This is a genomic window from Adhaeribacter rhizoryzae (assembly GCF_008629685.1).
Taxonomy (GTDB): domain Bacteria; phylum Bacteroidota; class Bacteroidia; order Cytophagales; family Hymenobacteraceae; genus Adhaeribacter; species Adhaeribacter rhizoryzae.
This window is the reverse complement of record NZ_VWSF01000014.1, coordinates 116,977-134,541: the sequence shown is the minus strand read 5'-3', so window position 1 is coordinate 134,541 and position 17,565 is coordinate 116,977. Positions and strand designations below refer to the sequence as shown.

Sequence of the window (17,565 nt, the reverse complement as noted above, 5' to 3'; positions counted from 1 at the left end):
AATAATACCATGAGAACACAACCTACCTCTGCTATACAAAATGAAGTAATAAAAATAATAAGCCGTACTAAAGAAATTAAACCCTCACGTTTGCGCACCAATGCTAACCTGAGCAAGTTTGGCTTTGAAACCTTAGATGTGGTAGATATTATTCTGGAGTTGGAGAAGAACTTTCATATTGTAATTCCTGACGAAGTAAAGATTGACACCGTAGGCGATTTTGTTGATTATGTATCAACGCATACACCAGAACCAGCTCATTAATTTAACCTTAATTTGTAAACAAAAGAGGCTACCCGTTAGGTAGCCTCTTTTGTTTTTGATACCATTATAAACCTAAACCTGCGCTTAGGTGTTTACTACTGGGTCATCCTGAGCTTGTCGAAGGATCTATTACAAACAAATAAAAGCAGATTCAGCTATTTCGACAGGCGTAACAAGACCGCAATAATTTAAGCGCATTAACCAATTAATATTATAAATTCACTTTTAATATTTATTCTACTTTCAAATATTCCACTACCAAGGCTTTCAGCTTTAAAGTAATGCTTTTTAGTGATTACTGTAGTTAATCTTAATCGAGATAAGGTTTGTATTCAATACGCTGCAGCACATCGTTCTTAAATATCAAATACACATAATCTACACCTTCGCCCGCCACAATTTCAATATTATCGGGTAAATACGTTTCGCGCGTGAGCGATGGAAATATTTTTTTAACCTCGGCTTTGCGCTGCCCAATTTTTAGCGGGTACTGAAAAATTGGCATTGGGTCTTTAATATCGGCTTCCTTAAAAAAACATTTAGGCTCGGCACTTACCGCGTATAACGTTATGTGCGATTTATTTTTGCGCAGCGTAATCAGCGTATCGGTTTGGTCTGGTTCAAAATGGTTGCGCGTTGGCTTTTTGGTTATCTGCACATCTTTGCCCATTAACCGGTGTACCTCTATAAACGAAACCGAATCCAGGAGAAAGGGGGCATTGGCAAAATCATCTTCTACCCGCAAGGTATCCGGATCAGGTGCCTGAACGGGCGCTGCCGGGCGGGTAGTAAGGGGCTTTTGAACGACTGCCGGATCTTTGCGGGGTTCCGAACAAGCAATATTGGTCAGGATGCCAATACTTAGTAGTACCAGATAAACAGATTTTTCGGGCAAGATGCTATCAAACATACACAATCGGGCTGGTACTATAGGTGAGTTTTTATACTCTAGTATACGCTAAAAAGATGAATATTTTTTTAATATTTTGAATAATTTGTTGGAATATATTAATTATAATATAAACTTCTGAAAAAGGTAGATTACAAGCACGAATCTTAAATTTACAATTTTATCTGCTCTATTGGCGCTTAAATAATTTCCGGAACAAGTTTTACAAAAACAGAATGCAATTACCAGCTTTAATCTAAATTTAAATGCTATTTATTGAATGTGGTGAGAACTTACGTTTACATTTTGGGTAGCGATAAAAAAACGTATTTGAAAATAATTTAATAAAGCTCGATGCAGTAGTTTTTAATTTCTTTGTCCAAGCCTACAGCATTACCGCTAATTTTATCGAGCAGCGCCCAAAACCGGGGGCCATGATTTTTCTCGACGGTATGCGCCAGTTCGTGCAGAATTACATAATCGCGGAGGTGGGCGGGGAGTCGCATCAAATGCAAATTAAGGTTAATATTATTTTGGTAAGAGCAACTACCCCAGCGGGTTCCGGCTTTTTTTATAACCACTTTCTGGTAGCTAAACCCAAATTGCCGGGCAAAATAATCAACGCGGGTTGGTAAATATTGCTTGGCTTCTGCGCGGTACGTTTCTTCCAGGGCTTTCCGGATAAATTGCTGCACTTCGTCGTCTGAAGAGTTGCGGTAAGCCGGGTAAAATACCTGTATTTCGCTGGCGGTTAAGCGCGCTTTTAAAGTTGCTTTGTCGTGGGGCAACAAACGGAGCTGGTGCGAAAAAGTGTAATAATTTTCGTCGGGTCGGAAAACCGTCAGGTTGGTTTCCTGCTTTTCTATTTTTGGTAAGTGCAGTTTAATCCAGTCGAGTTTACTTTCCAGAAATTTTTGGGCTTCTTCGAAAGTAGCGCGGGGCGGTACCACTACCCGTATGCCTTTAAGCGGTTGCAACCGAATACTAATGCGTTTGGCTTTGGCGCTACGCTGCAGTAAAACCAAACCAATATCGGGCAAATGTAATTGTAAAGATTTAAGCGAATAAGCAGATGTTAGGGACACAAATAAAAAACTAGCGTGCCTCAAAAATAAGCAATCTTCTAAAATAAAACAGCCGGATTATAGATAAAATAATCCGGCTGTTCTTAAATATTAAATTTATACTATGTATTCTTTAATGGTTCCGGTAACTTAACTACCGTACATTGCCGCCGGCGCGACTATCGTCGGCATTGGAGCTGGGAATACGGGTGCTATCGGTGGTAGCGGCCCGCACATTTGGCTCGCCGGAACCCGAAGAAGTAGCCCGGATAGCTGCATCGTCGGGTAGTTCTTCTGTAGGCAAGTCGTGGGCAGCAAAACCTTTTACTTCGGTTTTATTAGCGAGGTCGTTGCGGTTATTATTATCGTTCGAAACATCTACCGGGGCAGAAGCCGCGCTGGCACCGGCTGCCGCATTAACGCCCGAAGGTGCATAATTGCTATTGGTAGCGGTGGCAGTATTTGCGGTTTGCGCCTGGTTACCTTTTTCCCAAGCTTCAAATTTCTCCATCTCGTGTTTAATGCCGGTCATAAACCAGGCCAGCAAAGCTACATCGTCCAGCAATCCAATAACCGGTATAAAATCCGGTACAAAATCAATAGGCATTAAAAAGTAAAGCAATACCGCAATACCCCCTACAATAGTGGTGGTCGGGATACCTGTATATTCGCCGGTAACGGCCGCTTTAATTAACCGCGACAACGTTTGCAGGCTTTCCCAGACTTCGTGCGCCAGCGTACCCAATTCTTTTTTCTCGCTGGCTTTTTTGTAAGTGTCGTTTAAGAGCTCTTTCACCCGTAAAGGTTTCTTGGCATACTCTTCGGCTTTGCCCAATATTTTCTTAAAAATGCCGGAGTCGGCAATATTTTTTCCTTGATTCGTTTGGTTTTCCATAATAATATTTCGTGTAATAGCGGTTAAGGGTACTCGGTTTTCTAACGCAAAGATATCTAAATTTAGTCTTAAGCAGTAGTTTAAGGTAGCCGCAAGATTCTTAATTTACTATACTTTATCTGTTAAAAATAGTTTGGCGCTAATGTTTAAACTTGCCGGTACAAGTCGCAATTTGTTGGCCGGCTATAAAACAAAAAGCCTGCCTTTTTAAGAAAAGACAGGCTTTTTGCAGTTAATTTTTAGGTTTAAATTACCCGGCCGGCCGCGTAATAATTGCGTTGATAATAATGCTCTTTTAAAGAACTAATAATAACGCCGCCATTGGTAGCCGAATGAATAAATTTATTGTTTTTCAGGTAAATACCTACGTGGTAAATGGGTTGGCCGGGGCCGCGCCGGAAAAATACCAGGTCGCCTTCTTTTATATCGGTTTTGCTGATGCGTTTTACGTCGTGAAACATGGAGCGGGAACTGCGGCTCAGGTCGATGTCGTAAACTTCTTTGTAAATGCGGGTAACAAACCCCGAACAATCGGTGCCTTTTTTAGAAGCAGAACCACTGCGGTAAGGCGTACCTAACCACTCGGTAACCGTTTCTATTAATTCTTTGTTTTCGGTGTATTCTAATTTAAGCCCTAATGTTTGCGAGTAATAATTATAAAACAGAGAATCTTTATAAGAAGGAATTTTGCCAACAGGTTCGGACGGCTTATTTACTGGATTATTATTTAAAGATTCGGGCAGGAGGGAGGCGGTTTGTAGACTTATTGCGGGCTTTTCTGGGGTTGCGGTAGATTTGATTGGTGCTTTCTCGAAGAAAAATGATAAAGCTAGTGATACTGCGGCTAGACTGCATAAAATACTATTCTTCATAAGGTGTCTTTATGGTGCTTAGCTTAAACTATGTTTTTAAAAAAGCTATAATTTAAGCAGGACGCGTGTTTGTTAAATAGTTTTTAGGTTCGAAATATTCTTTTTACAAGTTGTTTAAAGCAATTTTTGTCTTTTTTGTAGTTCCAAATTAGTAACTGCTTTCTAAAGTACCAAATAAAAAAGGTTACATTTTTTAAATATTATTTTTGGTATCCTTTTAAAATTATATTCCGGATTAATTTGTGCCTGCTATAAAATTAATTTTTTATTTTGTAGATTCCTGATGATTAAGGTTTTAGCTTTTAGAAACTGAATATTGCCAAGCGTAAAAAGAGCGGGATATAATTTTAGGGCCAAGCAAAAATTTTTTAATCCGGATGGAAGAAAAATCAGGCAGAAAAGTTCTTTTTGTCTTAAAAGTGGCTGGAGCCCTAACTAATTATGCCGGAAGCGGTAAACCAAAATAGCTGAAAGCGTTTAATATTTTGCGTGCAAGATGGAACACAAAATAATTGAAAAATCGGTATTGGCCCGGGTGGCTCGTTTTGTTTTAAAATCGCCAAATGTGGCTATGGTAATTGGGCGCACCATTCATATAAGCGGCGTAAAAAAAGAAGAATTTCTGCAAAACCGGCCCTGGGTTGCCCACGAACTTTGTCATATCCGGCAATTTCAGGAACATGGTTTCTGGCGTTTTTTGTGGTTGTACCTAGTGGAATCTTACCGACATGGGTATTACAATAATAAATACGAAGTGGAAGCCCGGCTGGCCGGCACCAAAGAAGCTTTAGCTATAAATCAGGAGCAGCAAGCGCGTTCTTCGCCGGTTTAAACCTTGCCAAAAGTATTTTATTTAATCTACCTTTACTTAATAAAATCAACACTGATCATGAAAGACCAGGAATTTGCCGGCGAACTGGTAAAAGTGCCGGAAAGTAAACTGTTTGTGCGTTTCCAGGATTGTGACCCGTTGGGCCATTTAAACAACGTACGGTATATTGAATATTTCTTGAATGCCCGCGAAGAGCATACGTACAAATATTACAACATGAGCTTAATGGAACTGGCCCGCCAACACCAAGCTAATTGGGTAGTTTCTAACCACCAGATTGCGTATTTAAAGCCAGCTGATTTAGGAGCAACTATTTATATTCAAACCCGCATTATTCACTTCGATAACACCACTATTGTAATAGAGGGCTTGATGCTGAATAAAGATAAAACCAAGCTTAAATCGCTGCTCTGGACTACCATGCGCTATGTTAGCCTCGCAACCGGCAAGCCCACCGACCACCCCGATGATATTATGAACATGCTGGAATTACTGGATGATAATGAGATAATGTTCGATCCGGACGGTTTTCAGACGCGCATTAAGCAAATAACCAAACACCTGAAGACTTTGGGAGAATAGACCAATCTGTTTTCTTTAGTAGAATAGAAGGCAAGCAATATTGCAGTATAATTAATAAAAGAAAAAGGGGAAGCTAGCTTCCCCTTTTTCTTTTATTAATATTTATTTTTAATGGAACCCGACGCCTACATAAACCTGAAAAGCGCCATTCTTCATATCTCTGTTTACATTAGTAGCAATATCGCGGTAGGTGTCCTGGTATATTTGGTTCAGGCCTAAATTATAGCGCGCACCAAACCTGAAAATAGATAGGCGGGCTTCCACGCCGCCCACCATACCATAATCGAGGCTGTTATAAGAATCTTCTTTGTTTATTTCCTTATCGCCGTCTTTCACGGTCATGAGCAACGAAACCTGCGGCCCCACGTGAATACTAACATTATCGAGCGGATTAAACACCAGCAACAAAGGAACATCAAAATAATCGAGGCGGCGGGCCACATTGGTAGAGTCGTAGCCTTTGCGCGAATAAATTACTTCGGGTTGCAGCGAGAACCAATCGGTAATGCTAAACTGGGCAAAAGCCCCTACGTGGTAACTGGTTTTGGGATCAAAATTAACCCCGCCATCGGTGTTGCGCACATCCGAAAAGTTTAAGCCGCCCTTTATACCAAAGCCGGTGTTTTCAGGGGCAGTAGAACCTTCGAGGTTATGATTAATAGGAGCGGTAGTGGTTACTCTTTTCTGCGCAAAGCCCGCTGTACTTAAGAGAATGGCCAGCAAAAGGAAAGTAATTTTTTTCATAGTTAAAGTAGTAATAATTATGGGAGCAGGAGATAAATAGTTACTAGCAATTTCCGGGGTTGTTTCTTTTGTCCCTATATACTAGGTCTTGCCGTTAAAGTTACAAGCAAACCGCTCTGGTTGCCTTCAAAAAGCTTTTTACACCCGCGGTATTGCCTTAAAACAAAGGATTTTAAGATATGCCGATTTTTTTTACCTTTGTCTTACCGCGGGATGTTAGCTCAGTTGGTTCAGAGCGCTACCTTGACAGGGTAGAGGTCACTGGTTCGAACCCAGTACGTCTCACTTAAAAAACGCCCAGCTGGGCGTTTTTTGTATTTTAATCCAGCGCAAAAATCACCTATATTGGCATGACCAGCCCCAGCAACCCGAAACATCCCAAAGGTTTATATTTTTTGTTTTTCTCGGAAATGTGGGAACGCTTCGGCTATTACCTCATGATTGGCATCTTTTTTCTGTACATGATAGATGCGCAGCGCGGCGGTCTGGCCCTGGACAAAGGATTGGCTTCGGATATTTTCGGTACGTTTATCGCCTTTGTGTACCTCACGCCCTTTATTGGCGGTTTATTAGCCGATCGGGTGTTGGGTTACCGGTTATCTATTACGGTGGGCGGTATTTTAATGGGCTTGGGTTACTGCGGTTTGGCTTTAAAAGGCGACTTGGCATTTTACGTGTCGCTGGGTTTAATTATTGTGGGCAACGGCTTTTTTAAGCCCAATATTTCTACGCTGCTGGGTAATATTTATTCGCAGGAAAAATACCGGCCCCTGAAAGATACTGGCTACAATATTTTTTATATGGGCATAAATGTAGGAGCCTTTATCTGCAATTTTGTGGCGGCCTACATGCGCAATAATTTTGGTTGGGGCTACGCATTTATTACGGCGGGTATTGGCATGTTTGTAGGGGTAATTATTTTCTGGCTGGGCAACCGGCATTACCAGGGTGCTGATGTCCGGAAGCCGGTGCAGCCCAACGATATGCCTATTAGCCGCATCATGGGTATTGTAATGTTGCCGGCTTTTCTGGCTGGTTTGGCGGGTTGGCTTTTAATTCCGGGCAATGTTTTTGGCTCCGACTCTACCGATGCGTTTATATTCGGGGCGTTGCCAATTGTGTTTTACTATATTTCGTTGTGGGTACGGGCTTCGGCTACCGATAAAAAACCAATTGCGGCGCTGCTGGCTATTTTTGCGGTGGTAGTGGTATTCTGGGCTATATTTAAGCAAAACGGTACGGCCCTAACTACCTGGGCTGAATATTACACCGACCGCGAATTGCCGGCCTCCGTAGAAAAACCAGCCCAAACCTTGGGTATGGTGCAGCGGGTAGGCACCGAAGAAAAAACCGTACCGGCTTATGACTCCATGTTCCGGACCCAAACCGATGCCGCCGGCAAAGTTATTACCAAACAAGGTGTAGAACCTTACCTGAATAATTTGAATCGGGCAGAATGGCCCGTGTCTGGTCAGCAGCTTTCCTTAATTTCTACCGAAATATTCCAATCCATCAACCCATTTTTTGTGGTGATTCTTACGCCGGTGGTAGTTTCTTTTTTCGGGTTTTTGCGACGACGCGGTAAAGAGCCTTCTACGCCGGCTAAAATTGGCTGGGGTTTGTTTATTACGGCTTTATCTACGCTGGTAATGGTGGGGGCCGTTTACGCCGGAGATAATGGCGCCGATAAAAGTTCGGGCTGGTGGCTGGTGGGCACGTACGCGGTAGTAACGGTTGGCGAGCTTTTCCTGAGCCCCATGGGCTTGTCGCTGGTGTCAAAGTTAAGTCCGCCGCGGCTTACGGCCTTAATGATGGGCGGTTGGTTTCTGGCTACTTCTATTGGCAATAAATTATCGGGGGTGTTGGCCAGTATGTGGGATACCTACGACCATAAAGCAAATTTCTTTTACGTAAACTGCGGATTAACCCTGGTAGCGGCTTTGGCCATATTGCTGATGATGCGCTGGCTACGCGAAATTGTACAGCAATATTCGGAAAAGTGAAATAACCCTACTCTTTAAATTTTAAGCCCGGGCATCGGCGGTTTGGTTTAAAGCCAGCCAATCCAAGGCCTTATCTTCGGAGTCGAAAATTGAAATATGGGTAAGCGGTGAATAATTTGCCAGTTTATCGGTGCTTACTACTTCCCGAATGTGCACGTAATGGCTAGGCGTTACCAAATAAGCAAAATATTGCAGCGCTTTTACCTGGCTTTCTGCCTGCGGAAAAAAATATTCCAATATCCATTTTTCATCTTCTGCTGAAATAGGGCCCCGTCGCCGCAGGTCGAAAAGCCAATAGCGGGCCTGGTATTCCTGAGCAGTTTGTAAAGCTTTTCCGTACGCTTGCCGGAGTAACGCCGAGGGTATTGGCTGAATAAACCGGCAAACCAATATATTCAGTTCGGGCCTGAAATTAAGGGATAAATTGTCGCTTGCCTCAACCATATGTTTACTTTCTGCAAAGGTAAATATTAGAAAGAAATTATATTAAAAAGAATAAAAATAGATCCAAAACTTAAGGCTGATTATGGGCTGTAAGCTGGCAGTAGTACAACAACTAAAGGCCTTTATGGGCTAGAGAATTGCTATTATTTATGATACCTGGTTAAAAAAATGCCATGCTGTTTGGTTTGGTAAAAAGTTAAGCAGGCTTAAAAAATGAGTGAAACAAAATTATATTAAATAGCTGTTCGTAAATTTTTAGTGGTTAACCAGGTAAATGCTTTACCCGCTTCTCTAAAATAATTCATGCTCAGCAAATGGCTTAGGCTTTCTAAACTGCCATTCGGCGATTCTGCTTTTAACGCCCGATAATGGCTGGCATCGAGCAAATAAGCCAGGTAAATACCTTCCTTAAAAAATTGCAGCAGCCGTGGCACAAACTCGCGCATCATCCAGGTTTCGTCGGCGGCAGTGGCACGTCCGCGCCGACTTACATCCAGCAAAACGTGTTTTACCTGGCGGCTTTGCATCTGCCGGAATAATTGCTCGTATACCTCCTGAATTATAACCGACGATGCTTTTGCTTTCCAGCTTAACCATAATATTCCGGATTCGGGTAAAAAAGAAAGCTCCGCTAATTCGGATTGATATAACAATTGAGCCGAAAAATTTTCAGGTGTCATGGGTGCTGGATCAGGGGCACAACCAGTTGCCGGAAATAGCAAGTTCTGCCTCTTTAAAGGTAGTAAATAAAAAGGATAACATTAGCATTGCAAGCAAATAATAGGTATAAATATTTAATTTATTTAAGATGGCTGTACTCCGGTTCTGGTATTTATACCTAAGTATTTTATCTAAATCTCAGCTTTTTTCGCGTTTAATTTATACATGATACCCGTACCAGCCGCCGCGCCGCACGATCCTTATGCAGCGCTCAAAATTCCGGAATTCAGATTATTTGTATTGGCCCGGTTGTGTTTATCGCTGGCTTTGCAGATGCAGGCCGTGGTGGTTGGCTGGCAAATTTACAGCCTTACCAAAGACCCGCTATCGCTAGGCCTGATTGGTTTGGCCGAAGCCATTCCGGCCATTATAGTAGCTTTGTACGCGGGTCATGTAGCCGATAATAACAACCGGAAAATTATTATTCTTACCTGTGTGCTGGTATTGCTGGCTTGTTCGGTGGCGTTGCTGGTGTATACCTTGCCGGTAAGCCGGGGCGTGTTGCAGCAATTTGGGGTGTGGCCTATTTACCTGGTTATCTTTTTTACGGGCATTGCCCGCGGCTTTAATAACCCGGCGGTTTTCTCGTTTATGCCGCAAATTGTAAATAATAAGCAATTATATGGCAATGCCGTTACCTGGTCTACTACTACCTCGCAGGGTGCTTCTATGGCCGGACCGGCTATTGGGGGTTTAATTTACGGGTTCTGGGGCGTTACGGCTTCGTATACAGTAGTGGTAGTTTTATTATTTCTGGCTACGCTGTTCTTCTTACTAATTTCGGCTAAACCGTTGCCACCTTCCCAAGGGCGCTTACCCATAAAAGAAAGTTTGTTGTCGGGCCTGCGTTTTGTGTTTAACAACCAAATAATTTTAAGCGCCATGTCGCTGGATTTATTTGCCGTGCTGTTTGGCGGTGCGGTGGCCTTGCTGCCGGTTTTTGCTTCCGATATTTTACATACCGGTCCGCAGGGGTTGGGTTTTTTGCGGGCAGCTCCAGCTATTGGCTCTATTTTAATGGCGGTTTTTCTAACCCATCGTCCGGTAAAAATTAATGCCGGCAAGCGCATGCTGTTGTGCGTAGCGGGGTTTGGTTTGTGTATTATCTTGTTTGGCTTGTCTACTAATTTCTGGTTTTCGCTGGTGTTATTAGGCTTGAGTGGCGCCTTCGACAGCATTAGTGTTATCATTCGGTCTACGTTAATGCAAACCCTTACGCCCGAGCATATGAAAGGGCGGGTTTCGTCGGTAAACAATATTTTTGTGGGCTCTTCTAACGAAATCGGGGCTTTCGAATCGGGGTTTGCCGCCCGGTTATTGGGCGTAATACCCGCCGTAATTTTTGGCGGCTGCATGACCTTGCTGGTAGTTGGGGTTACTTCCTGGAAAGCTGATAAGTTGAGGAGGTTGCATCTGTAAAAGGAAAGCAGCTTTACTTATCGAAAGGTTATTAATTTATTTCACGGTTATCTTTTGAAAGATTCCATCTTTCAATGCTAAGGTGCTAACTAATATTCTAAGCCTAAGTTGCCTCCCGGCCGGCGGGCCCCGTTTGGTCATTCGGGCTGCTCATCTTTCCTTCCCTCCTGCGTCGGGATGCTGCGCACCGGAAACCTGAAAGGCCCTCATCGCCCAAACTGCTGTAGTCTCCCTGTAGCAGCTGCCATTCTCTATTAAACTATAGCACAATAAATATTTAAAACAGCCTATTATATAATCTTCAGACTTTACTTAACCTTTAGCCCGGCTCCCCGCCTAAGTTTAGGAGGGGTGGGGGTGGTTGTCTTTTAAATATTCGAGTTAGTTATTTTTGCCGCTGAATCAACTTAAACTTAAAACGGCAGCTTTATACCATACACCGGTATTTTAGTAGTAAAGTGTTGCTGTAAGCGGCTTAAAATATTAGCGTTGGCGCGGTTTAATATTTGGCGGCCGTCTATTTCGTGAACGGGTGTAAGTTCGCCCATGGTGCCAGTGGTAAAAACTTCGTCGGCATTGTAAAATTCGGTTAGCGATAAATTCTTTTCGGTGGCCGGAATTCCTAGCTCGGTAGCTATTTCTAACACCAATTTACGCGTTATACCGGGCAAACAGGCATCGCCGTGGGGCGTAAACAAATGGCCGTTTTTAATCATAAATAAATTGGTGGCATTGGTTTCGGCTACAAAACCTAGTATGTCCAGCATTACAGCATCGTCGGCACCGGCTACGTTGGCTTCTATCTTAGCCAAAATATTATTTAATAGATTATTGTGGTGAATTTTGGAATCTAAAAACTGCGGGTTGTTGCGGCGAATGGCACTGGTTATCAGTCGAATGCCCTGGGTATTGTCGTAAACTGGCGGTTTGTGTTCGGCCAGAACAATTAAGGTGCAACCGGCCTGGTTTAGGCGTGGGTCCATGCCCGAAGTAATTTTTTCGCCGCGGGTAAGCGTAAGCCGGATATGGGCATTATCGCGCATGCCGTTGGCTTCTAAGGTGGCAAAAACCGCCTGCTTAATTTCTTCGCGGCTAGGAATATTGGCAAAGGCCAGTGCGTGCGCCGAATAATGCATGCGGTCGATGTGCTGCTCCAGCATAAACGCGTAACCGTTGTAAATCCGGATGCCTTCCCAAACCGCATCGCCGCCCTGCACTGCACTATCAAAAACCGAAACTTTGGCTTCTTGGCGGGCACATAAACCATTTACCCAAACTTTAATATCTGCATTCTGCGGGTTATATTTTTGCTGCATAACTAGTCGGTAATTGCTTTTTGTTTTAAAAGATTGTAATAGGGCAGGGCGCTGGCGTACACGTCCTGTAATTGAGCCGGAACTGCTGCATTATTTTCGGTGGGCGGTACAAACCCGGTTGATTGGTGCACATTGCTGTACCAATATTTAGCCCAGATACCATCTTCGGGACGGGCACCGGCCGACCAGGATAACATGGCCTCAGTAAACGGAATATTCAGGGATTGGCACAAACGCGCTAAAACGCCGGCTGGGTTTTGCCGGATAGCATCGCCATCAACCACCAGCGGTTGGCAGCCTTCGGCCTCCAGCCAGGAGAATATTTCCTGTTGGTGTTTCAGGCCAATATCATCCAAGGTAGGCGATTCGCGCACTTTGGCATAAGATACCAGCATCTGGCCCGGCTCCCGAATTAAAAACACATTGCGGTAATTTTTTATCTGGTCAAAATTAAACCCTTGCAGGTGGTGCCCCATATTTTTTACAAATACATGCTCTTTTTTCTGACCGGCTTGCGCAATTAACGCAAACACTTTGGCTGGGTCGGGTTCCAGGGTATTAAGTACTTCGTCGCGGCCGGGGTGGTGCAGTCCGGTGTGTTGCAGGTAAAAGCCGTAAAAAGGCTCGTCCAGCACGCGGGTGTCGGGCCGCTGGGCAAAAGCATACATCAAGGCCGTAGAAATATTGCGAGGCCCCGAAATCAGGTGTATTACCATATAAAAATTAAGCGCTTTGGTTTTACTGTTGGTGTTCTTAAATATTAACCAACAGGCGCGCTAATATAGTGGAATAGCCTAAACTACCAGTAATAAATTGTGTAGGTATGTGTTAAAAATAGCAGAATGGCACTGAGGTTAGGTATGTGGTAATTATTCTTTTTTGTCTCCGAAAAATTCGTCGGTAAAGTGTTCTTTTTGTTTGGGCTTCGAAAATTTCTCTGCGTTATAAGTTTGGGAGTTTCCTTTGGGTATAGACAAAGAAGCCCAGCTCTCTGCCAGCATTTTTCCTAAAAAAACTATTTGCCCAACATGATACGGATAATGTGCCAGTTGCCGGTTTATGGCTTCGGTTACGGTATGTCCTTGATTCCTGATGTAAATAATTTTGTCAAGGTCGTCGGCAGTTAAAGAATTTATGGCGTTAAACAGGCAAGACCAACCTTCATTCCATTTTGCTAAAAGTTCTTCCCGGCTATTAATATCATTTTCGAATTCTGCATCCCGGTTGCGCCAATCTTTTTCACCGTCAGCGGTTAAAAAGTCTGTCCAGCGCGAAAGCATATTTCCCCAGAGGTGTTTCACGATGGTACCTATGCTGTTACTCTCGTTGTTATATTGCCAGAATAATTTATCGTCCGGCAATTGCGAAAAGGTTTTGTCGCCGAGCATTTTGTAATACTCAAATTGTTTCCGCACACTTTCTAAGTAATCGTTTGCCATCTTTTTGTTAGTTTTTGTTCAGGTTAATTACACATAATGGGCTCATGTCAGCGGCAGCGAAGGCCATTGTTCGAAGTAGGTGTTGCCATAGCATTGGCAGGAGTTTTTTTACTTCTCTAGTTGAAATAGCTTAATTAAGTTTTTATTCAACTGCTGAATATCTGCTTCAATCAGATTACCTAATTTCCCAATCAGCAACTCGTTGTTAATGGTAGCTAATTTGCTAAGCCTTACCAGAGAAGTCTTTTTGAGGCCATTTTTGGCAGATGGCTCAAGTTTTAAATCGTGCTCTTCCTGCCACTTTATCTGAGAAGTGATAAAAGCTACTGTAATGTCTGTATCTGTCGTAACTAAAACCAGGGCAGGTCTGTTTTTCTGCCCCGTTAAATCTGTAAAAGGAAACGGTATAAGTAAAATATCGCCTTTTCTCACTTATACTTTTCTTTTAAATCAGCTTCCGTGTATAAATCTTCTTCATCTTCCAGAAACTGGAATGATTTTGAATCCGTTGTCAGCTTCTTGATTCCTTCTGTTAAGAGTCCTTCTTCTAACTTACTTAACAAGAACTCCGCAAAGTCGGATACTTCTTTTATTTTTTGGTCAGGAAGCTTAGATAGATGATCAATGGTCTGTTGTATCAAAACTTGTCTGGTCATAATATTTCTACGCTTTATAGTTTTATAACGAATATTGTAGTCAATTCAATATTTCTACTCAAAATTACTGCCAATGGTTCATGGATTTAAGCAGTTGCAGTTAACTTGCAATATTCTTTCAGCCGGAACTAAAATAAATAAAAAGCACTAAGCTTTCCATTACCATCTTTCCCGCAAATGCTTGAAGCCGTTGTTAAGAGAATTAAATTTATTCGCTTTCAACTTTTTTGTCCTTTATAAATTTGCTTAGCACCCAAAAAGTTAAAATGAACATTACAAATTGAATAATAAATACAAGCTACAGAGATTCTGAATCGGCATATCTATAGCCAAAACTTATTATTGAAACCGGGAATGTAATTATAAGTCCTAATAAAGACAAGTCTCTGTAAAAAAGGTCAGCTGGATAAACCGAACAAACGGTTAAAATCGCAAAGCTAACACAGATTATTGCGATTCTTAAGGCTCGTCCCCTTTTGTTCAAGTAGCCTGTTTTTGAGAAGCTTTTCTAAGTCATTAAAATTATAATTTAAAGTAGTAGAAGTTATCGCCAACGGCGTTCCATACATTTTCATATTCCCCTGCATAAGCTTTCGCTTAAATCCTTTTACTCTTTCTAAATATTTATCCGGATTTATAGTGAAAATGAGCAAGAATTTTGTTGACATTACTTCTTCGGTTTCTATACCGGTAATGTCTGCCCAATCAATTAGTCCAACGCTCGATGCATTTGTATAATCCGTTATGCCATGCTCATCAACGATAAGCCCAATTTTTTGGTCAAACAGCTTTCTAAATCCGTAGATACCTGTTGCGCTAAAAAATATAACGGCTGCTATTCCTATAATTCTTAATATCTGAGGGTTTCGGAAAATAGGAGACACAAAAGTTTCAGGATTTAGTATAAAAAGTATTCCAAAGATTACAAAGGCAATTGAGCCAAGCACTAACAGCAAGATCTTTTTCTTGCTTAGGGGAACTTCAATCCTGTTCATAATTAATATTTATGGTTTTTTATTAGCGGTTTATTGTTGTTTAGCTATTGTTAACAGTCGACGTCTTAATAAATCTTTACTACTAATCCAGTCAAACACCCGCTGCAAGTAACTACCTCTGAATTCCGTCTTTTAATGTATTTGATAATTTCTTTTTGTTCTTTCGATATTTTGACAAACTTTTTAGAAAGCATTTCAAACCCAGCAACCCCATATGTTTGAGTTTCAATATTTATACTATTTAGCATTTCATTCAGCTTATTAATGCTTTTAGTATTAACCAATCTTTCAATGTGCTTCCCTTCATTAGTCTTTGGTAAGCCATCACCACAATAAAAGGCATAGGTAATATTGGATGAAATTTCTTCTTCCAAGTCTTTTATTTTTTTATTTGAACCATAAAAATCATTCCTTAAACCTAAATATTTTAAGACTGCAGCTTCTGTGTAATAAGTTGATTGAAGCTTTTTGTGATCATTGTGTGATATTACAGAAAGAAGAACAGAGTCATTGCTTGTTAATAAATCCACACGAAAATCTTCAAAATTGATTTGAATGTTAATTCGTTGGTGCTTATATCCAAAATCTATATCTCTATCTAAATATTTCAAAATACCGCTTCTTGAAGGTATTTTTTTGCTTGCAGGCTATCTAGTTTGTTATACAAGTTGCTTGAAACGATTTCTTTGCCAACTAATTTATTAATTTGTTCAAAATACTTCTGTGCTTCCTGTCCAAATGAAGGAATAATAGACAAATAAGCCAGTATAAGATAAATTAGTCTTGTTTTCATTTGTTTACTGCAAACGGTTAGTATTTGCAAAGCCAGTAGTGGGACAAGGGTTCCGTAATATTGCTGGCTTAAATAAATTTTTTAAATCATGTCAAACAAGGATAGGAAAATATAAGCTATCAAACCTGTGCCGATTATAACAAACAATCTTGGCGCTAGTATCAAACTTGTGTAAGAATCCAAATCTACGATTTCTGGATTTTCGGGATTATAAATCAAATCTACCTGTGTACCCTCAGGGTAATGTGATGGGTTAGACCCAATACCTAACTCTTTGGTTATCCAAATATCTTCTTTTGTCCGAAATCTTACTATTGGATAATAAAGGTTTTTCCTTTGCTCTAATGAATAAACTATACCCTTCACTTTTATTCCACTGCTTTTTAAATAATTATTATCTCGGATTTTTATCAATCCTCCGATTATAAAACAAACTCCTAGAATTGTTAATATTATTTCTGTTATCATTTTTATTGAAGCTAACGGTCTCGTGTAAACAGCTTGCAAGGTCGTCGGCTGTGATTTGGCTTATGCGCCTTATTGGGCGAGGATATTTTTTATTTTTTTTGCTACAGCTTTATGAATTAATAACCCCACAGTAAAAGGAGTAAACAAGATTGAAATCACGGCTAAAGTTAAAGGTGTAATTACTCCAAAACCTAGGTCAAATACTTTTTTTGTAATTAAATGTACAACAAAAAAAGCTGGCCAAATAATAGAATTTACAAGAATTGAGTATTTAAATGTTACCCTTATTCTATCTTTTTTCGCATAAATGTCTCTTGCAAGCATCTTACCAGCGAAGTAGAGAATTATGATGAAAGCCATCAGTAATGCTAAAGTTGAATAGGTGTTGCTAAAGAACCAGCCAAATAGGAACATACTTTCTCCTGTTATCATAACAGAATAAAGTGCAAATAAAACCATTGCAGCAATTCCCATTGGCAGCCCTATAGATAATGAGGTTGTTGCTCCAATAGTTTCTATTATTTTCTGGTGCTTCATTTTAACATTTTGTTTACGCCCAACAACTGGGTAAACAGAGTTTATTCCGTTTATCCAGCCAAAATCAACAAATAACCGGAACCGGAATAACGACTATAATATATAGAAAATAAGTATAAAGAAAAGAAAGTCTCTGAAAAAATATTGATATGGAAATTCTGCCGACCCAAGAGTATACTTGCATAACAGCTAAAAAAAAGAAACCCTCCCGGTAAACAAGGAGGGTTTTGAATTTATCAAAAGAAAATAGTGGCTACTTGGCAGCAGCAGTAGCGGCAGTAGGTTTGGTGGTTGCAGGTTTTTCGCTGGCTTTTTTAACTGTTTTATGCGGACGGCTATTGCCAAATGAACCTTTGACTAATTTACCTTTTCTGGATTTTTTATCTCCTTTACCCATAGTTTTTATGTTGGTTTAAATAGTGAATGACTTACTGCTTACGAATTAAAAAAAACTGCGTTACAAATGCTAGCCAATGCCGCAGAAGTTTAAGGTATTTAGTTGTTTTTCAGGAAGGTAAACCTAACAGCAAAGAGCAATGCTTCTTATTCCGGTAATGTCTTCGTAAATTTGCGCCCGAAATCAATCTTTTCGCCGTAATTTTTGTTACGGATAGAATGGTTTTGGACCAACCT

23 protein-coding genes and 1 tRNA gene are annotated in these 17,565 nt (G+C 41.1%); 7 read left to right on the top strand and 17 right to left on the bottom strand.

The window, feature by feature from the left end; all coding sequences use genetic code 11:
- Positions 1-9: 9 nt before the first annotated feature.
- The gene (locus F0145_RS17295; protein ID WP_150090210.1) at positions 10-264 is read left to right on the top strand and encodes an acyl carrier protein; all 255 of its coding nucleotides are present in this window, start codon (positions 10-12) and stop codon (positions 262-264) included.
- A gap of 310 nt (positions 265-574) precedes the next feature.
- On the opposite strand, the gene F0145_RS17290 is transcribed toward F0145_RS17295, so the two are convergent.
- The 4 genes from F0145_RS17290 to F0145_RS17275 all read right to left on the bottom strand — a co-directional run bounded on the left by F0145_RS17290 (position 575) and on the right by F0145_RS17275 (position 3,984).
- Complete coding sequence (locus tag F0145_RS17290; protein WP_150090208.1) at positions 575-1,174, bottom strand: hypothetical protein; 600 nt, start codon at positions 1,172-1,174, stop codon at positions 575-577.
- Between the two features lie 320 nt (positions 1,175-1,494).
- The gene (locus F0145_RS17285) at positions 1,495-2,238 is read right to left on the bottom strand and encodes a M48 family metallopeptidase (protein WP_150090206.1); all 744 of its coding nucleotides are present in this window, start codon (positions 2,236-2,238) and stop codon (positions 1,495-1,497) included.
- Positions 2,239-2,371: 133 nt separating this feature from the next.
- Positions 2,372-3,112: a YkvA family protein gene (locus tag F0145_RS17280; RefSeq protein ID WP_150090204.1), complete on the bottom strand. Its 741-nt coding sequence runs from the start codon at positions 3,110-3,112 to the stop codon at positions 2,372-2,374.
- 245 nt (positions 3,113-3,357) lie between these two features.
- A complete protein-coding gene (locus F0145_RS17275; RefSeq protein ID WP_150090202.1) occupies positions 3,358-3,984 on the bottom strand; it encodes a C40 family peptidase in 627 nt (208 codons plus the stop codon).
- 496 nt (positions 3,985-4,480) lie between these two features.
- Between F0145_RS17275 and F0145_RS17270 the strand changes: the two genes are divergently transcribed.
- Positions 4,481-4,816: a hypothetical protein gene (locus tag F0145_RS17270; protein WP_150090200.1), complete on the top strand. Its 336-nt coding sequence runs from the start codon at positions 4,481-4,483 to the stop codon at positions 4,814-4,816.
- Between the two features lie 57 nt (positions 4,817-4,873).
- Positions 4,874-5,398 carry an acyl-CoA thioesterase gene (locus tag F0145_RS17265; RefSeq protein ID WP_150090198.1) on the top strand — a complete coding sequence of 175 codons (525 nt, stop codon included), beginning with the start codon at positions 4,874-4,876 and terminating at the stop codon, positions 5,396-5,398.
- Positions 5,399-5,506: 108 nt separating this feature from the next.
- Here the strand turns inward: F0145_RS17265 and F0145_RS17260 are convergent, their stop codons facing one another.
- Positions 5,507-6,142, bottom strand: a complete 636-nt coding sequence (locus F0145_RS17260; RefSeq protein ID WP_150090196.1) for a porin family protein — start codon at positions 6,140-6,142, stop codon at positions 5,507-5,509.
- 210 nt (positions 6,143-6,352) lie between these two features.
- On the opposite strand from F0145_RS17260, the gene F0145_RS17255 reads away from it, so the two are divergent.
- A tRNA-Val gene (locus F0145_RS17255) sits at positions 6,353-6,427 on the top strand.
- Between the two features lie 65 nt (positions 6,428-6,492).
- Positions 6,493-8,145 carry a peptide MFS transporter gene (locus F0145_RS17250; RefSeq protein WP_150090194.1) on the top strand — a complete coding sequence of 551 codons (1,653 nt, stop codon included), beginning with the start codon at positions 6,493-6,495 and terminating at the stop codon, positions 8,143-8,145.
- A 21-nt stretch (positions 8,146-8,166) separates the two neighbouring features.
- Here the strand turns inward: F0145_RS17250 and F0145_RS17245 are convergent, their stop codons facing one another.
- Together F0145_RS17245 and F0145_RS17240 are read right to left on the bottom strand one after the other, a co-directional pair.
- Complete coding sequence (locus tag F0145_RS17245; RefSeq protein ID WP_150090192.1) at positions 8,167-8,589, bottom strand: hypothetical protein; 423 nt, start codon at positions 8,587-8,589, stop codon at positions 8,167-8,169.
- Between the two features lie 233 nt (positions 8,590-8,822).
- Positions 8,823-9,269: a hypothetical protein gene (locus F0145_RS17240; RefSeq protein WP_150090190.1), complete on the bottom strand. Its 447-nt coding sequence runs from the start codon at positions 9,267-9,269 to the stop codon at positions 8,823-8,825.
- A 205-nt stretch (positions 9,270-9,474) separates the two neighbouring features.
- On the opposite strand from F0145_RS17240, the gene F0145_RS17235 reads away from it, so the two are divergent.
- On the top strand, positions 9,475-10,728 hold the full coding sequence (locus F0145_RS17235; RefSeq protein ID WP_150090188.1) for an MFS transporter: 1,254 nt from the start codon (positions 9,475-9,477) through the stop codon (positions 10,726-10,728).
- 413 nt (positions 10,729-11,141) lie between these two features.
- On the opposite strand, the gene F0145_RS17230 is transcribed toward F0145_RS17235, so the two are convergent.
- From F0145_RS17230 to F0145_RS17185, 10 genes are all read right to left on the bottom strand, one after another.
- Positions 11,142-12,044, bottom strand: coding sequence for an aminotransferase class IV (locus F0145_RS17230; RefSeq protein WP_150090186.1), 903 nt, complete (start codon positions 12,042-12,044; stop codon positions 11,142-11,144).
- Positions 12,045-12,046: 2 nt separating this feature from the next.
- Entirely contained in the window at positions 12,047-12,760 is a 714-nt protein-coding gene (locus F0145_RS17225) for a sulfotransferase-like domain-containing protein (RefSeq protein WP_150090184.1), read from the bottom strand.
- A 153-nt stretch (positions 12,761-12,913) separates the two neighbouring features.
- Complete coding sequence (locus F0145_RS17220; RefSeq protein ID WP_150090182.1) at positions 12,914-13,483, bottom strand: DUF1572 domain-containing protein; 570 nt, start codon at positions 13,481-13,483, stop codon at positions 12,914-12,916.
- 108 nt (positions 13,484-13,591) lie between these two features.
- Positions 13,592-13,915: a type II toxin-antitoxin system PemK/MazF family toxin gene (locus F0145_RS17215; protein WP_150090180.1), complete on the bottom strand. Its 324-nt coding sequence runs from the start codon at positions 13,913-13,915 to the stop codon at positions 13,592-13,594.
- Complete coding sequence (locus F0145_RS17210; RefSeq protein WP_150090178.1) at positions 13,912-14,139, bottom strand: DUF2281 domain-containing protein; 228 nt, start codon at positions 14,137-14,139, stop codon at positions 13,912-13,914. The genes F0145_RS17215 and F0145_RS17210 overlap by 4 nt, the downstream gene beginning before the upstream one ends.
- Positions 14,140-14,576: 437 nt before the next feature.
- Positions 14,577-15,134, bottom strand: coding sequence for an STM3941 family protein (locus F0145_RS17205; RefSeq protein WP_223816125.1), 558 nt, complete (start codon positions 15,132-15,134; stop codon positions 14,577-14,579).
- A 65-nt stretch (positions 15,135-15,199) separates the two neighbouring features.
- Entirely contained in the window at positions 15,200-15,745 is a 546-nt protein-coding gene (locus F0145_RS17200) for a hypothetical protein (RefSeq protein ID WP_150090174.1), read from the bottom strand.
- Positions 15,742-15,927 carry a hypothetical protein gene (locus F0145_RS17195; RefSeq protein WP_150090172.1) on the bottom strand — a complete coding sequence of 62 codons (186 nt, stop codon included), beginning with the start codon at positions 15,925-15,927 and terminating at the stop codon, positions 15,742-15,744. The genes F0145_RS17200 and F0145_RS17195 overlap by 4 nt, the downstream gene beginning before the upstream one ends.
- A gap of 81 nt (positions 15,928-16,008) precedes the next feature.
- Positions 16,009-16,395: a DUF3592 domain-containing protein gene (locus F0145_RS17190; RefSeq protein WP_150090169.1), complete on the bottom strand. Its 387-nt coding sequence runs from the start codon at positions 16,393-16,395 to the stop codon at positions 16,009-16,011.
- 69 nt (positions 16,396-16,464) lie between these two features.
- Entirely contained in the window at positions 16,465-16,932 is a 468-nt protein-coding gene (locus F0145_RS17185) for a hypothetical protein (protein WP_150090167.1), read from the bottom strand.
- A 227-nt stretch (positions 16,933-17,159) separates the two neighbouring features.
- Between F0145_RS17185 and F0145_RS27100 the strand changes: the two genes are divergently transcribed.
- Positions 17,160-17,348: a hypothetical protein gene (locus F0145_RS27100; protein WP_449369393.1), complete on the top strand. Its 189-nt coding sequence runs from the start codon at positions 17,160-17,162 to the stop codon at positions 17,346-17,348.
- Positions 17,349-17,565 lie beyond the last annotated feature (217 nt).